This window comes from Martelella mediterranea (genome assembly GCF_004342225.1).
Lineage (GTDB): Bacteria > Pseudomonadota > Alphaproteobacteria > Rhizobiales > Rhizobiaceae > Martelella > Martelella mediterranea_B.
Genome location: NZ_SMAR01000007.1, coordinates 131,551 through 145,011 on the forward strand (window position 1 = coordinate 131,551; position 13,461 = coordinate 145,011).

A 13,461-nucleotide genomic window follows, 5' to 3' on the forward strand; every position below is an offset into this window, starting at 1 on the left:
GTTTCAGTCTCCGGACTTCTCTGTCTTCGGCTTTGCGGTTTTAGCTGCGGGCAACGCAATCTCACCGGCGATCAGCGGGTAGCGCGCCTGTTCTTCCGTCAGCGTGATCGGCTTGCCGCTGCCGGGCGACCGGCGACCGGCCACCCATGCGCCTGCTTTTTCGGTGACGTTGAATGTCTTTTTCATCTGTTTCCTCTTTCTAAACGGGTTCGTCGGTGTTGCTGCCGCCAGGCTTCACGCCACCATGCTTGTGCGTGTCGCCGACATTCTTTTGGTTGTGGCGGAGATTGCCGGAGAGCAGATCAATGTCGCCACCGGAAAGACGCACGGATGCACCGCCGCCCGACAGAACAACCTCACCATCACGCATGACGATTGAGCCGCCGCCATAAGCGATGACGAAATCCGAATTCTGCTCAGCCGGGTTCGGTGCGTCTTTCGTGTGGCTGTCACGCACGGCGAGAGAGGCGGACCCGATCTCGCCATTCGGTGATAAAAGCCGCATCGGATCGCCGACCTTCACCGGCAAATTCGTGCCGGTCGCGCCTGCAGCATCCTGAAGCTGGACCCATGGTGACAGGAAAGGCTTGCCGGTGGCCTCATCGGCGGGGCCAAGTTCCAGGCGCACCCGGTTGCCGTCGATCGCGGCGACCTTGCCCGACAGGATCATGGCGGCCTGGCGGCGGCTGATGTCCTCAATGCGCGAAGACAGGTTCATGATGGCGCGTGTCACATCATCCATCGGTCTGCACCTCTTCGCCGTTGAGGTAAAACTCGGTGATGACATGGCCTTCATCATTGAAGATGCCTTCGCCGAGATGGCGCAGGGTTTGCGTCCATTCGACCGCAATGATGGAGACCGAACGGTTTTTCAGGTCACCGGTGACAATCGGTGTGATCCGCACAGCCGATGGCCCGGAAAGCTTCAACAGTCCGAACATCTGCGCCGGTGACAGATCGGTGAAGATCGCCTCTGCAATCGTCCAGGCGCTTTCTTCGTGGTCGCGACCTTCAGTGATGGCGAAGGCCGCGCATTTGAGGACCGCCGACTTGCGGTCAGACGCTTCCTGTTCGCTCTCGCTGGAAAGGACGGCCACGCGGACGGACGGCGCGCGGATCGAAAACCGGTCAAGCGCATCGATGTCGAAGCGGCCGAACTGGATTTCGCAGGAGCGCAAAGCCGGGAGCAGCGTCTTGATATGATCGCGCACGGCGTTCCGGAAGGTGTTAATGCGACCGCTCATGGTTCTGTCCTCGCGCTGTCATGGCTGCGCCATTTCGCTGCGGACGGCGCGCCAAACCTTTGGCGACGCGCAGTCGCGCTAAGAACCACGTAGCCCGAACGGGCGTCGGGCATCCTTGCCCGCCCCGTCCGGAGGTCAGGGCGAAGCCCGGTGCGGCCGTGAGGACGAAACGACTTCATTGCAAGAGGCCTCCAAGCCAGTCTTCCGTGGTTTCGACGACTTCGCTGCGGTTATCGGCGGATAGGCCGAGATAAGGACGCGCAGGCATGGTGACGGATTTGACCATGCGGAACTGACCGCCGATCTTGAAGGCCAGCGCCTTGGCCGACTTTGGCTCAATCTTGCCGCCCTGCTGGTGGATGCGGGCATAAACCAGGGCGGACCCGACCTTGACCGAAGACGGCGATGCCTCATAGTCGATCGAACGATAGAGCGCACCTTCGGCGTAGAGCGTTGAGGTTTGCGCCGCGTTCTCTTTCCAGGCGGTTCCGTCCGGTGCTGTCTTTTCATCGGCAATGCGGCGGCGGGTCTGCTCCTGGACGAGACGGCCAATGCCTTCCGACAGATCGTCAAGCGGTGCATTGAAGATGCCGTTAAGCCCGTTCAAAGCGGCTTCAAGGCCCTGATCGAAAACCTGAAGATCAATGCCAGCCATCAGAACCTCCCGCGTTCGAACAGGCGCTCATGTCCGAAATAGGCAGCACCGCCGTCCGACGCGCCGTCGCCGGTTTCAATCACCGGCTCGTCCATGCCGAGCCCGGCCTTGCCGTCGGCAATGCGTTTCAAAAGTGCAATCGCATCTTCATAGCGTTCGCGGATGGTCTGGGTCAGGAATGTGTGACGGTTGGCCAGCGTATAGATCGCGATATTGATCGCTGGCAGTTTCAGGGCCGCCGGTGCATTTGCCAGCGGCAGGCGATAGCGGGCAGATAGATGCGTGTCGATTTCGGTCGACGCCATGTCGAGCGCATGGCCAACCGCTTCATCCGGGTCCACGCCCTCATCCAGCATGCCGGTGAGAAAATCCGGGCCGTAGATCGCGTCTATGTCTGTCCTGGTCGCGTAACGCATGGTTTTCTCTCAGATTGTTTGCCGCTGTTTTGAAAGGGATGGGAGGTCGACCCCTTTCCGGGCTTCAGAGATTGCCCGACAAGGGGAAAGGCAATCTCTTCGCGGCGCTCCCGCGCGGTATTTCAGCTGATCGCTTTTAGCGTTTTCAGCTCCGCCAGATCCTCGGCGGAAATATCGACAGGCAAGTGCTCGCCAGGGCAAAAATACTGACGCCGGTAGCGCACGCGGATATGGCAGACCGGGCCTTTGGCAGCCGTCTCCGGCTTGGTGTCCGGAACATCTGGGAGTGCCGGTTGCGTTGCTTGCTGCTGATCGCCAGCGCCTGCATCTTCGTTGCCGGGGTTCGCCGGTGTCGCGGCAGCGCTGGCGGCAGCAATCCATTTCTGCCAGTCTTCCGGCGCAATGCCTTCCGGGGCCTTTTGCGGATCGGCGGCGGCAAGGGTTGCCAGATCGGCAAACCCGGCCTCGGCCAGTTTCTTCGCCGTTGCCTGACCGATACCGGAAATTTTCGTCAGTTCTTCCATGTCGAACGTCCTTATTCGGTTTCGATCAGATCGGGTTGCGGATCAGGTAGCCAAGCGACTTGGCGACCACGAGTTCGCGCACACGCTCGCCGACGCGGACGCGCTCGCCGCCTTCCAGCCCGATATCGGGATCTTCGATCGAGCCGGAAATGCGGGTGCCGAGTTCGGCGGTGAAACCCCATGTCATAATGCTGTCGACGGCGGCCTGCTTGGTGACATCGATGTAACGCAGTGAAATGGCATTGCCCCAGGCACGCTCAAGATTGACCTGCTGGCCCTTGCGCGCCGTGTTGATCCAGGCCTCGCCGATCAGAAGATTTTCCAGATTGATTTCGAAGAGATCCGCAAACTGCTGCTTGGTAATCGCTCCGTCTTCCGTCAGCCCGCCCTTGATCGCCTTGATCAGGCGTGGGTGCCGCTTGAGCTTGTCCCAGACCGATCGACCCATGGTGATCTGGTTCGGGCGATAAATCAGCGTGGACGAAAAACCTTCATCAATGACGCCATAGGGATCGGAGTTTTCGAAATCGGAGAATTTGTCTGTCCCGACCAGAGCAACCTGCCGACCGGCATCATAGTTCGCCGGGTTCTGGACGATCGAGGCGGAGCGGACTTCGCGATCATTGTCGAGCTGGTCGGTGATACCCTCGACGGCGGCCGCACGCGGATCGTAACGTGAGCGCTTCATCTGGCGCTGGCGGGCAGCCTCATCGATATCGGACTGCGGGATCGGCGTGTCATAGCCATAATCCTTGACCGAGCTTTCCTCCTCTTCGGTGTTGAAGGTGAGCTGCGGAACGCGACCGAGACGGCTGACTTCGGCATCGCCGGTATTGAATGCCTGGTCGATGGGGAAAATGTTGTACTTGAAGGTTTCGCTGCCGACCGAAACGCCGGGCAGCGCCCGCGTGCCGATACGGGCCGAAGCCGGGTTGCGGTAAGCAATGGAGATGGCCGTCAGCGACGGATCAACGGGAAATGGGCGCTTTGCCATGGTCAGTGTTCCTTATGGAAAAAGGCGTGGCGATCAGGCCGACGGGTTGGAAAGGAAGCCGGGGGCGGCGAGATAAGGGATGACGTCTTCCGCCTCGCCATCGCTTTCGGCCGTGCCGATAATGGCGACGGTCTCACCGGCAGCGGGTGCGGCCTTGACGGCCTTGCTGTTGGCATCTGCCGTCAGTGGATCGCCGTTCTCGACCGTGCCGCCGAGCCGGACCTCGGACATGCCAGCCTTGACGATATCGGCCATGCCACCGTCTTCCGAACCAAGCTCGCCGACAGCGCCGATCAGCTTGTCGGTCGGCGCTGTTGCCGGTTCGGCAGAGCGATGATCGGCTCCGTGGCGGGCAATCAGATAAGCGGCGATGCCGCTGACGGTGCGATAGCTGAGTGTAAGCAGCGGGATCATTCGCCCTTCTCCTTCAGTTCCTCAATGGCTTCGCTGGTGGAAATGACGCGGCCGAGCTTGGCCTGCGCGTCCTTGTAGGCCGTGGCACGGGCGGCCAGCTCCTGCGGGTTATCCGTCGGCAGCCTGCCGGTTTCAGCTGGCAGGTCGCCAAGCTCGGATTGCGCACCGATGATGGCCGGAAGCGTGGCAGCCAGTTCGCGGAACTGCTCAAGACCGCCTTCGGCCTCGCACATCTTCTTGTAGTGCTCGCGCGACGCCGGTGCGATCTTGCGGTCTTTCACAGCCTGATCGAGCGCAGACGCGATTTCCCGGTCGCGGTCCTTCGTCGCCATGGCATCGAGCCGCTCGGTGAGTGTTTTGATTTCGGCTGATGCTTCATCCTTCGCCGCAAGAACGCGGGTCTTCTCATCGCCAAGCGCGGTGATGGCGTCGGGCGCATCAGTGAGGTTTTCAACCTCCAGCGCAGACAACACGGCGGCCGTCTCGGTGTTGCGGGTTTCGATGGCAGCAAGAATGGTTGCCGCATCGGCGTCTTCATCAAGGCCGAGCGCCTTGGCGATGGCTTTCAGGTCCATTGCATTTTCCTCAGTTTCGGTTTCAGCACGCGCAAGCGCAGGCATGACAAAGGCGGGTCGGTTCACCAGTCCAGCGCCCGCCACGGAGAGAACATTCTTTTGTTTGTCGACGAGAAATTCGGGCGAGGTGAACCGGTATTCGCGCGCGGCAATCATGGCCGCCGCCTTGTCGGTCCATTCGGCTTTCGCCCAGAGCGCGCCGTCGCGCATTTCCATGGCTGTGATCCAGCCAGCCGCCGGGGCGATCTCACCTTCGGCGGCCTTGTGAGCCTGGCCGTGCTCATAATCGATAGCGAGCGGCCCCTGGTTCTTTTCAAAAGCGGCGATGATCGCGTCCGGATCGTTGATCGTGAAGCGACGGCCGTCGCGTGCTTCAATCGCCGGGCCTTTGGGAAACAGCATGATCCAGTCCGGGGCCTTGCCGCCCGTCGCTGCAATCTCTGTTATTAAAAAATGGGTTGCGGTTCGTTTCGTCATGGGCCAACCTTGGCTGGTCGGCGAAGCGCAAAAGAGCCTGACAGTGTCAGGGTCTTTCTTGTCCTCACGGTCGCACGCCCTTCGGGCTGACCTGCGGACCACGCGCCAAACGATTGGCGACGCGCAGACGCGCTGAACAAGATGACCCCGGCAAACTTTGCCAGACCAGACGCAAATGCACCCGCCCTTTCTCATTCAGGATCAATTTCAAAGCCGTTTCAAAGCCCGTCAGCGCTTGCTCGAGTGCTTTCGGCTATCGTTGACCGTCAAAGCGGCTTTCGGCGCTCTGTGGCCAATTGCAAAGACAAGCGTTAACGACTATATTTATGACCAGACGGCGTGAGACATTTTCGTGCTACCTGGACGGCTTGCCGGATCAGCGAAGGGGTTCACGTCCTTCCACGCCGTCATTTTCATTTCAGCAGCTTTCCGTCTTTTTCCGCCCGCCTCTTGATGCGGTCGATCTCTTTGCGTGTCTTGCGGTGGAAGCTGGTCATCCACCATTCGGTTTCACCGGTTTCAGCGACAACGGCCTTCGCTGTCAGTCTCCATCCCTTGCCATTGGCTTCTCCCAGATAGGTGAAGCCTTTTTTCGAATGGAGCGGAATGGCCGCTTCCGGATTTGCGGCAACGGCCAGGGCCGAACGCATATCGTCAAGGGTCAATCCACGCTCTTTGTGTTCCTTGATCATGTGTTCCAGACTGTCGGATGACAGCCGCACAAAGGTCGGCTCCGCGCCGAGCGCCTGGGCGAGATCCTGCCTGACCGGCGCGACCGGCAGAAACATGCCTTTCTTCGGTTTCTCATACATCGACTTTAAAATTGGCGAGCCGACAATATCCTCAATCGCGGCCGTGCGCCGATTGGCCGGAAGAGCCGCGACGCGATCGGAAAGGAACGTCGAAACATTCTTCGCGCGGTTCTTGCCGGGGTTTTGCGCCCAACCGGGATCTATGCCGCGCGGCACTTTCTCGGTCTTGCCGGTGCGCTTGTTCTTCCAGTTCTCGAAAACAACGACCGGCTCTTCCTGATCTTCCGACCAGCCAAGTGCAACCGCCTCGCGCCGCGAGATCTGCCGCACCGTGCATTCGCAGCCCCAACCGTTCGGCGGGTAGTGCGTTTCCCAAAAGGGATGATCGACCGGCAAAACGATCCCGACAAAGCCCAGATGCTCGTCGCGCGGATCGCGGGCGATTGTGCGCTGGTAAAGGATGAAGGGCAGAAACGCCTTGTTGCGCTGGGTGCGTTCCCATTCACCGGCCGCATAGGCCGTGCGCGTGTTCGCCCAATAGATGGTTTTGAGACGGCGCGGCGAGCCGAGCTGAACGATATCGGGAACACCGGTTTTGGGATCGGTGGCAATGGCACGGCCCCACCAGCCTTTCTTCTGCAGCGTCGGCGTGAGGCTTTTGCGGAATTCCTCGAAGGGCACCTGATCCCGGACGGCTCGCGACACCTCTTCACGGATATCGTCCAGGACATCAAAGCCAGCCGTCTTGGCAACGGTGAAGGTGAAGGCATGTTCGTCCGGTGCAATGTCGCGCCAGTCGAAAGTCGGCTCCGATCCTTTGGCCTCGAAGAAACGTGTAACTTCTTTGGGCGCGGTCTTGAACAGATCAGACATGTTTTGTCCTCACACTGCCGCCGCGCGGTCGCGCTTGCGGCTTCGCCGGATTATTCATCTGCGAGATCGCCAAGGCCGCGCGCTTTCATTGCGAGCTTCGCTAGCCGATCGGCAACCGGACCTGCATCCATTTTGGCGATCAAATCATCCAGTCCGTTTTCGATATCTTCATAGGATGTGGCCCGCTCAAACAGGTCTCGAAGCGGCTTTATCATCGGTTCAAGGTCGGTCTCCCAATCGGCAAGCGCATCTTCTGCCAGCGCGTCCAGTTCGGTTTGCTCGCTGGCGGCCGTGTGGACTTCTCCGCAATGGGCGCATGGCTTCAGCCGCGCTGTTTCAGGTGGTTCTTCCGGTGGCGGAGCCGCTGATGGCGGTGGCGTAAGAAGCTCTTCTTCATCGTTCGGTGCATCCAGAGCGAGCTTGCTGCGGACACTCGACATGGACACCTTGAGGCCAAGCGGGACCAGCTTCTCCAGTGCATCCGCAAGCGACTTGACATCTTCCGGTTCGGCAATCGGCCATTCAAGCTTCGGATACTTATCGCGCGGGCCATAGTTCAGATCCACGAACGGACGAATGAGGTCGCGCTGAACACTGCCTGCCAGCTGGCGCGCATCGGCACGGGCGATATCAATACGCACATTCTCATGGATTTCGGCCTGCGCCATGGACGCGCCGTCGTCACTGGTCATCGTCTGACCGAGAACACCTTTCGAAATCTGCTTGTCCAGGTATTCAGCTTTTGATCCGAAAACAGCATTGCCGGAGCCGCCCTTGGCCTCGATAAACTCGATATCCATTTCGCGCGGAATGATCGCTGCAGCATCGGAGGAAAGCTGACGCACGGCTTTCAACAGCACGCGCCGTTCGTCCGGCGACGTTCCCTTGCCATAACGGCCGACACGGAACGGCATGCCGTAGACTTCCAGAAACGCCATCCAGTCTTTGAGCGTATAGGACTTGAACAGGAAGGCCCAGGCGGAAAGACGCGCCAGCCCGCCGCGCACCGGCAGGCCGCTTTTCAGCTTCGGATGATGGATGGTAAACTGGAAGGCTGGCAGGTCGACGCCCTGAAGATTGGTCCCGGTTTTAAGGCGAAGTGTCGTTCCATCCTCACGGTCAATCACGAAATGACGCTGGTCGCGCCAGCGATAGCCTTTCGGCCACCATTGCCGCTCGGAAAAGTCCCAGAGCGTTTCGACAACGGAAAACCCTTTGCCGAGTGCGTCCAGAACGTCGATCACATAATCATCGGTAAAGCTGGGGTCTGTGACAAGCTGGCGCACGTCGTCAGCAATTTTCTCGTCCTCCGAACTGTCGGAAGCGGCGGTGACCGTTGGTGTAATGCCGGAGATAGCAAGCTTGCGCGTGGACAGGACCGCTGCGTAATGCAGATCCCGTTCCTCCATTTCGGTTGCCAGGGCAATGTAACGCTCATGATAACCGCGCGCCGCCTGGTCGAGAAGATAGGCCAGACCATGCGGCGTGAGACCGCTGGCAATCGTGTCCTGCCAGACGGAGCGCACGCCGAACGTTTCAGGTGCTGCAAACTCTTCTTTCAGTTTGGCGGTTTTTATTGGTTCGCCACGGTGGTCATAGAGCACCATCAGTAAAGGCCTCCGGAAAGTTCCGGCAGCATACCGCCGCCGGTGGTTTCATCGTCAAACAGCTTCACGCCTTCATCGACCGTCTCGTGTGCGCCGGTATATTCGATGATCTCGATCTCCTGCCGTGTTGCGAAATAGGCCAGCGCGCCAGCAATGGCGCTGTCGCCATGGCGGTCAAAGCCGTCCGTGCCTTTGAAGCGGTGGTTGTCGGGGATCTTCACATAGCCGTTGACATAGGCGAGTGCCTGATGATCGGTGAGCGTGTCTTCGCTGGCAGGCAGCACAATCGTCTTGTCGCCGAACGCTTCAAGATAGGCGGGCATTTCGGTCTTGTACCAGCTGTCGGAAAGCTGAACCTCAACGACATTCGAGCCATAGCGCTGGGCTGCCTTTTCCGCCAGATAAGCACCATTGCCGCGCGCATCGAGCGCACCGCCAGACATGCGCGGCAAGTGGTCAACGATATAAAACAGGATCTCGCGCTGCTGATCGAAGGGCACATTGCGCAACTCGATCTGGGCCACGGCACGGCGAACGAGATCGCGGCCAAGTTCAAGCGGCAGGATGACCGTCGCATCGCCCTTGCGCGCAAAGTCCTCACCGAAATAATGCGACCGGCGTTTGTCCAGCCGATCGAGAACAGGCTTTAGTTCCTTCTCGCAGAAATCCAGCGCCGCGCGGGTGCGCACGTCATCAGACGCATTCTTGAAATCGTCGTTGCAAGCCCAGCGAATGACCGGAATGCCCTGTTTCATGCAGGCTTCAATCTGGACGCGGGACAAAGCCGCGCCTTCGGCATCGGCAGGGATGGCGTCCAGCTCCTGCCGCATTTTGGCGGTGCGCACGCCATAGGAATTGCGGATTTGCGCTTCCCATTCGCGCTCGCCTTCTTCGGTCCATTCGGTCCCTTTGATCAGGCAGACCCGGCGATAAAGACCATTCGTGACAGCATCGGTGAACGGGATTTCATGCACGCTGAACGGCACCTTGCCCGCACGCGCCTCACGCAGCAGCTCGTTAAACGGGTTCAGGTTGCCATTGTGCGACGAGATCACGCGGATCTTGCCGCCCCAGATCAGAAGCGCGTTTACCGCATCCAGGACTTCGCGAACATCCTTGTGGAATGCTGCCTCATCAATGACGACGACGCCCTGCAGGCCACGAATATTTTCCGGCCGGGACGAGAGCGCCTCGACGCGGAAGCCGGATGCAAAACGGATGACATAGGACGCAATCTGGCGGGTTGAGCCGTCGGCCTTCTGATCGGTAAAGAAACTGTCTTCGATCGACACGAGCTGCTTGGCCACCGTTTTTGCGAATTGCGCCACATAGCCGATGAACTCGCGGCCCTTATCCTTGGTATCACCGATATAGAAAACATTTTGTCCGCCCGCCGAGCGCTTGGCGGCGGCAATCAGCGTATCGTCCAGCGCCTCGGCAAAGGTTATGCCGGTGCGTCGGCCTTTCGCGCAGGCCTTCAGGTCGCTGTCATCTTCCAGCCATTCGCTTTGATGGAGCATGAGAACGCCATCGGCAAGCGGGTCCAGTTCGTCAGGGATATCCGCACCGCGCGGCCATTCTTCCGGCAGCTTGTCGGGTTCGCGCGGCAGGATCGGGTCGCGCCACTCCCCGCGTGGAATGTTCTGTTTGCCCTTCATGAAGCGCGGCCTTCCTTCGGCCTGACACCGAGGAAATCACGGCGAAGCTGGGCAATAGTCTCAGAGGAGAGACCGGCTTCCTGCGAGACCTTCTCGATAACCTCTTCCGTCTTCGCTTCGAACGCGGCCTCGACCTTCTGGCGGCGTGTGGTGGAGACGGACTGAGCGGCAGTGGCCGCCCGCAGTGCATTGGCCAGTTCCTGCGCACCCTTGGTGGAAAGGCCGCTTTCGCCCGACGATTGAAGCAGTTCAAAGATCAGCGTCTTGATCGCCTCGGCGGCAATCAGCGTCAGATCATCGGAGGCTTCGGCATCCATACGTTCCGAAATGATCGCGGCCATTTCGCGGGTTTGCTGCAGGCGGCGCGTCATCTGCGCCAGCTTGACCGAGTGCCGATGGAACGAGGAAAAGGACGGTATATCGAAGCCAACGCCATATTCGCCCTGGACGGCAATCAGCTTATCGCAGAACTCCGGATAGATCTCGGTCAGAGGCCGGTCCCGATCGGCCATTTCCTGCGCTGCCCACGCGACAACATCGTCACATTCTTCGGGTAAAAGATCGATCTTGGATAGTCGGCCGCGTCCTCTGGTCGCCATGCTCACTCACCCAACATAGGGGGGCGCGTGACCCCTTCGATGGCAATGTCGCGATCAATGTGGCGCCGTCCGCGCTTGGTCAGCGTGGCGATCATGATGCTTTCGGAGACCGTGAGTTTGATCGCGTCCATCTTCTCAAGGTATTTGAGTTGTTCGCGTATCCATGGTTGGTCTTCACGAATGGCAGAAAGCGGCAGAACTTCTTCCAGAATGCTGCTATCAAGGGAACCGTTCAGCTGCTCGGCCAAGGCTCTCAGAATAACCAGACGCGCGCGCTCGCGGCGAACCTGTTCCCAATCAACCCCTAAATTCATTTCGTCACCTGTTTTTGTAAGAGATCATGCAGGAGCTGGTTATTCGCGTGGATTGGCTTCAGGCTCTCCGAAAGCACATCCATACGGCCGTTCAACTCAACCAACCCGACTTCAATGCGGTGCTGGCTTTCCTTGTCCGGCAAATGCTCCATTTCGTCTTCTAGTGACTGAATGCGCTGGCCATGGTCTTCGACCTTACCTTCCAGCTTATCCAGTTTTACGCTGTTGCCTTTGGCCTTGGCGGTGATAACTGCATAGATGACGGCACCTATTGAAAGCAGTGTCGCAGCGATCGAGAGCCATAACTGAAGATCTCTAGGTTCCATGGAGTTCTCCAATTAACTCGTGTTCTTCCGGCGCAGCATCCACGGCGTTGACAGCGGCAGCGCGGCGGATCTCGCAGACTTTCAGCGCGATGCGGTCGAATGCCCAGAGGTTAAACACCTCTGCCTCGCTCAATCCGCCATCATTCGGCAGACGTGACGGTGCGGCGCAATCGTCACGCGCACCTTCTGGCAGCACCGGTTTGACAAGCTCAGTGATGACGACCGGTTCATCGGGGGAGGATGCGCACGCGCTCAGGCCCAAGGCCGCAAGCATCGCCGCCAGGCAAAGCCGCATTCGCTTTCTCCATTTCCTTCAGTTTGGTTTCAGCTTCGGCCTCGGCCGTGCGGATCTGTTCTCCGGCGAGCATGACGGCGCGGAGCTGGGCGGCGACGGCCTTTTCCTTTGCCGCATTGGCTTTGGCAATCTCGCCTTGCCAGAATGCGTTGCGTTCGGCGTTTGCCGTGTCTTTCGCATCTTTCACCATGTCGTTGACCTCGTTGACGGCGGCAAAGGCAAGCAGCCCACCAGCCGCAAACAGCAAGCCAGCGACCACGAGCGGAGACAGGTATTTCGCCAGAAAAGCGGGCATCACGCCCCCTTGTCCGGTTGATCGCGGCCAAAGCGTGCTATGGTGCGCATATCAATCGAGCCAAGTCCGCGATGGATGCCGAGAAGCGCAAGGATCATTCCGACCATCAGAGGAATGATGGTCGGCGCAAGTGCCAGTGCGCCGTCAGAGCCATAGGAGGCGGCAGCAACGATGATGAAGATGACCGCCCAGGCAAGTGCATGGGAAATGCCCATGAAGCGTTTGGAACTGCGGTAGCTTGGCTTCTCCATGATCACAGCTCCAATGCCCGGTAAGGCGGTTTGCCTGCGAGCGCCCGATCCATTTCGTCGCGGGTCTGCGGGCCGACAATACCATCAGCAACAATGCCGCGCCGCTTCTGGAACCAGATGGTGACCATCTCGATTGTGTAATCGAAGGTATCGCTCGGCTGCACCGGCCACTCGTGATCGATCATCTCGCGGAAACGGCGAAGCTCTTCTGTCCAGTCAAAGACGGCAGGACCGATATCGCCGCGCCGCAAAACCTCGTCCTCAAAATTGGCAACGGCATTCATTGCCGGGAACAGGTGGGCGTATTCCGGGCGAGCCTCAAACGAAGGGCAGGCCTTGCCCGCATCATAGTCGTGGTGGCCGCTGATTTTCCCAATGCCGAAGCGGTCGCGAAGATCGATGATTTCGGCGAGAAGCGCGTCTTTCTGGGCGGGCGTGCGGGTGTCGGCAGCGGCGGTGAAATCGCGGTTCATGCCGCCGACATAGACCACGCCGACTGTACCGGTATTGTGGCCTTTGACATGCGCGCCGATGCGTTCGATCTGTCGGCCTGCCTCACGGCGGCCGTCGAGATGGATGACGCGATGATAGCCGATACCCGACCAGCCGCGCTCAAGGTGCCAACCATTGATCTCGGCAACGCTGACGGGGCGGCCTTCGGGCGTGGCCGTGCAGTGAATGATGATTTCGTTGATGGGGCGCATACCGGCTTTCCGTCTTCAGGGGATTGGTCATCTTGACCGTGAAGTCGGAGCCAGTATGCTGTTTTATCGGATGACGTTGTCAGGCTGACAGTGTCAGGCGCAGGTCAGAAGAGTCAGTTTTTCTGCTTCAGGAGGCCGGGGATATTCACGCCGTCAGCGCCAAATTCCACCAAACCATTACCGCAGAAGAAATCCCGATCTGTATAGCTGTCCGCAGACTGGATCATCCTTTGATACTGTCCCGTGAAGGATTGCTGGTTGCGAGGTTGGTTAAATACGGCCTCGGTAATGTGGTTCTCAAGGGCAACCTGCCGCATCACGCCTTCGTCAATGATAAGATTGTCGCATAGTTCTTCATAAGCATGTGCGCTCCCCATAATCTCCATGAAGGCACTTGGGGGGTATCTGTTCTGTGCTGTTGCAAACGATGCGGACAAAACCAGTGCGGCGGCTGAAATTAAAGCAATCTTTTTCATCAAAAACCTCGT

At 59.1% G+C, this 13,461-nt stretch carries 20 protein-coding genes; all 20 read right to left on the minus strand.

Going from position 1 to position 13,461, the window contains the following annotated elements; all coding sequences use genetic code 11:
• Window positions 1-3: 3 nt before the first annotated feature.
• The 20 genes from EDC90_RS07050 to EDC90_RS07145 all read right to left on the minus strand — a co-directional run bounded on the left by EDC90_RS07050 (window position 4) and on the right by EDC90_RS07145 (window position 13,449).
• Window positions 4-186 carry a hypothetical protein gene (locus EDC90_RS07050; protein WP_132309913.1) on the minus strand — a complete coding sequence of 61 codons (183 nt, stop codon included), beginning with the start codon at window positions 184-186 and terminating at the stop codon, window positions 4-6.
• Between the two features lie 13 nt (window positions 187-199).
• Window positions 200-742, minus strand: coding sequence for a phage baseplate assembly protein V (locus tag EDC90_RS07055; protein ID WP_132309915.1), 543 nt, complete (start codon window positions 740-742; stop codon window positions 200-202).
• On the minus strand, window positions 735-1,244 hold the full coding sequence (locus EDC90_RS07060; protein WP_132309917.1) for a hypothetical protein: 510 nt from the start codon (window positions 1,242-1,244) through the stop codon (window positions 735-737). The genes EDC90_RS07055 and EDC90_RS07060 overlap by 8 nt, the downstream gene beginning before the upstream one ends.
• Before the next feature lie 175 nt (window positions 1,245-1,419).
• Window positions 1,420-1,899, minus strand: a complete 480-nt coding sequence (locus EDC90_RS07065) for a phage virion morphogenesis protein (protein ID WP_132309919.1) — start codon at window positions 1,897-1,899, stop codon at window positions 1,420-1,422.
• Window positions 1,899-2,315, minus strand: a complete 417-nt coding sequence (locus tag EDC90_RS07070) for a gp436 family protein (protein ID WP_132309921.1) — start codon at window positions 2,313-2,315, stop codon at window positions 1,899-1,901. Before EDC90_RS07070 ends, EDC90_RS07065 begins: the two co-directional genes overlap by 1 nt.
• Window positions 2,316-2,437: 122 nt before the next feature.
• A complete protein-coding gene (locus tag EDC90_RS07075; protein WP_132309923.1) occupies window positions 2,438-2,839 on the minus strand; it encodes a helix-hairpin-helix domain-containing protein in 402 nt (133 codons plus the stop codon).
• A gap of 25 nt (window positions 2,840-2,864) precedes the next feature.
• Window positions 2,865-3,833 (minus strand): capsid protein, encoded by a 969-nt coding sequence (locus tag EDC90_RS07080; protein ID WP_132309925.1) that lies wholly within the window; start codon window positions 3,831-3,833, stop codon window positions 2,865-2,867.
• Window positions 3,834-3,866: 33 nt separating this feature from the next.
• Window positions 3,867-4,247, minus strand: a complete 381-nt coding sequence (locus EDC90_RS07085) for a hypothetical protein (RefSeq protein WP_132309927.1) — start codon at window positions 4,245-4,247, stop codon at window positions 3,867-3,869.
• Window positions 4,244-5,299, minus strand: a complete 1,056-nt coding sequence (locus EDC90_RS07090; protein ID WP_165972767.1) for a phage protease — start codon at window positions 5,297-5,299, stop codon at window positions 4,244-4,246. Before EDC90_RS07090 ends, EDC90_RS07085 begins: the two co-directional genes overlap by 4 nt.
• A gap of 413 nt (window positions 5,300-5,712) precedes the next feature.
• On the minus strand, window positions 5,713-6,924 hold the full coding sequence (locus EDC90_RS07095; protein ID WP_132309931.1) for a phage head morphogenesis protein: 1,212 nt from the start codon (window positions 6,922-6,924) through the stop codon (window positions 5,713-5,715).
• 50 nt (window positions 6,925-6,974) lie between these two features.
• On the minus strand, window positions 6,975-8,531 hold the full coding sequence (locus EDC90_RS07100; RefSeq protein WP_132309933.1) for a DUF935 domain-containing protein: 1,557 nt from the start codon (window positions 8,529-8,531) through the stop codon (window positions 6,975-6,977).
• Window positions 8,531-10,189 (minus strand): hypothetical protein, encoded by a 1,659-nt coding sequence (locus tag EDC90_RS07105; protein WP_245510968.1) that lies wholly within the window; start codon window positions 10,187-10,189, stop codon window positions 8,531-8,533. Before EDC90_RS07105 ends, EDC90_RS07100 begins: the two co-directional genes overlap by 1 nt.
• A complete protein-coding gene (locus tag EDC90_RS07110; RefSeq protein WP_132309935.1) occupies window positions 10,186-10,788 on the minus strand; it encodes a DUF3486 family protein in 603 nt (200 codons plus the stop codon). The genes EDC90_RS07105 and EDC90_RS07110 overlap by 4 nt, the downstream gene beginning before the upstream one ends.
• 2 nt (window positions 10,789-10,790) lie before the next feature.
• Window positions 10,791-11,102 (minus strand): VpaChn25_0724 family phage protein, encoded by a 312-nt coding sequence (locus EDC90_RS07115; protein ID WP_132309937.1) that lies wholly within the window; start codon window positions 11,100-11,102, stop codon window positions 10,791-10,793.
• The gene (locus EDC90_RS07120; protein ID WP_132309939.1) at window positions 11,099-11,428 is read right to left on the minus strand and encodes a DUF2730 family protein; all 330 of its coding nucleotides are present in this window, start codon (window positions 11,426-11,428) and stop codon (window positions 11,099-11,101) included. The genes EDC90_RS07115 and EDC90_RS07120 overlap by 4 nt, the downstream gene beginning before the upstream one ends.
• Complete coding sequence (locus EDC90_RS07125) at window positions 11,418-11,690, minus strand: hypothetical protein (RefSeq protein ID WP_245510969.1); 273 nt, start codon at window positions 11,688-11,690, stop codon at window positions 11,418-11,420. The genes EDC90_RS07120 and EDC90_RS07125 overlap by 11 nt, the downstream gene beginning before the upstream one ends.
• Window positions 11,656-12,018, minus strand: a complete 363-nt coding sequence (locus EDC90_RS07130) for a hypothetical protein (RefSeq protein ID WP_132309943.1) — start codon at window positions 12,016-12,018, stop codon at window positions 11,656-11,658. Before EDC90_RS07130 ends, EDC90_RS07125 begins: the two co-directional genes overlap by 35 nt.
• On the minus strand, window positions 12,018-12,269 hold the full coding sequence (locus EDC90_RS07135; protein WP_132309945.1) for an NAD(P)+ transhydrogenase beta chain: 252 nt from the start codon (window positions 12,267-12,269) through the stop codon (window positions 12,018-12,020). The genes EDC90_RS07130 and EDC90_RS07135 overlap by 1 nt, the downstream gene beginning before the upstream one ends.
• Before the next feature lie 2 nt (window positions 12,270-12,271).
• Window positions 12,272-12,973, minus strand: coding sequence for a peptidoglycan recognition protein family protein (locus tag EDC90_RS07140; protein ID WP_132309947.1), 702 nt, complete (start codon window positions 12,971-12,973; stop codon window positions 12,272-12,274).
• A 113-nt stretch (window positions 12,974-13,086) separates the two neighbouring features.
• Complete coding sequence (locus EDC90_RS07145) at window positions 13,087-13,449, minus strand: hypothetical protein (protein ID WP_132309949.1); 363 nt, start codon at window positions 13,447-13,449, stop codon at window positions 13,087-13,089.
• Window positions 13,450-13,461 lie beyond the last annotated feature (12 nt).

What these genes read in the sequence shown, in the direction of transcription:
- EDC90_RS07060 (WP_132309917.1), bottom strand. Translation starts at nt 1,244, where the DNA reads ATGAGCGGTCGCATTAACACCTTCCGGAACGCCGTGCGCGATCATATC.
- EDC90_RS07080 (WP_132309925.1), bottom strand. Translation starts at nt 3,833, where the DNA reads ATGGCAAAGCGCCCATTTCCCGTTGATCCGTCGCTGACGGCCATCTCC.
- EDC90_RS07115 (WP_132309937.1), bottom strand. Translation starts at nt 11,102, where the DNA reads ATGAATTTAGGGGTTGATTGGGAACAGGTTCGCCGCGAGCGCGCGCGT.
- EDC90_RS07145 (WP_132309949.1), bottom strand. Translation starts at nt 13,449, where the DNA reads ATGAAAAAGATTGCTTTAATTTCAGCCGCCGCACTGGTTTTGTCCGCA.
- EDC90_RS07075 (WP_132309923.1), bottom strand. Translation starts at nt 2,839, where the DNA reads ATGGAAGAACTGACGAAAATTTCCGGTATCGGTCAGGCAACGGCGAAG.
- EDC90_RS07095 (WP_132309931.1), bottom strand. Translation starts at nt 6,924, where the DNA reads ATGTCTGATCTGTTCAAGACCGCGCCCAAAGAAGTTACACGTTTCTTC.
- EDC90_RS07055 (WP_132309915.1), bottom strand. Translation starts at nt 742, where the DNA reads ATGGATGATGTGACACGCGCCATCATGAACCTGTCTTCGCGCATTGAG.
- EDC90_RS07085 (WP_132309927.1), bottom strand. Translation starts at nt 4,247, where the DNA reads ATGATCCCGCTGCTTACACTCAGCTATCGCACCGTCAGCGGCATCGCC.
- EDC90_RS07070 (WP_132309921.1), bottom strand. Translation starts at nt 2,315, where the DNA reads ATGCGTTACGCGACCAGGACAGACATAGACGCGATCTACGGCCCGGAT.
- EDC90_RS07065 (WP_132309919.1), bottom strand. Translation starts at nt 1,899, where the DNA reads ATGGCTGGCATTGATCTTCAGGTTTTCGATCAGGGCCTTGAAGCCGCT.
- EDC90_RS07135 (WP_132309945.1), bottom strand. Translation starts at nt 12,269, where the DNA reads ATGGAGAAGCCAAGCTACCGCAGTTCCAAACGCTTCATGGGCATTTCC.
- EDC90_RS07140 (WP_132309947.1), bottom strand. Translation starts at nt 12,973, where the DNA reads ATGCGCCCCATCAACGAAATCATCATTCACTGCACGGCCACGCCCGAA.
- EDC90_RS07110 (WP_132309935.1), bottom strand. Translation starts at nt 10,788, where the DNA reads ATGGCGACCAGAGGACGCGGCCGACTATCCAAGATCGATCTTTTACCC.
- EDC90_RS07105 (WP_245510968.1), bottom strand. Translation starts at nt 10,189, where the DNA reads ATGAAGGGCAAACAGAACATTCCACGCGGGGAGTGGCGCGACCCGATC.
- EDC90_RS07090 (WP_165972767.1), bottom strand. Translation starts at nt 5,299, where the DNA reads ATGACGAAACGAACCGCAACCCATTTTTTAATAACAGAGATTGCAGCG.
- EDC90_RS07050 (WP_132309913.1), bottom strand. Translation starts at nt 186, where the DNA reads ATGAAAAAGACATTCAACGTCACCGAAAAAGCAGGCGCATGGGTGGCC.
- EDC90_RS07100 (WP_132309933.1), bottom strand. Translation starts at nt 8,531, where the DNA reads ATGGTGCTCTATGACCACCGTGGCGAACCAATAAAAACCGCCAAACTG.
- EDC90_RS07130 (WP_132309943.1), bottom strand. Translation starts at nt 12,018, where the DNA reads ATGCCCGCTTTTCTGGCGAAATACCTGTCTCCGCTCGTGGTCGCTGGC.
- EDC90_RS07120 (WP_132309939.1), bottom strand. Translation starts at nt 11,428, where the DNA reads ATGGAACCTAGAGATCTTCAGTTATGGCTCTCGATCGCTGCGACACTG.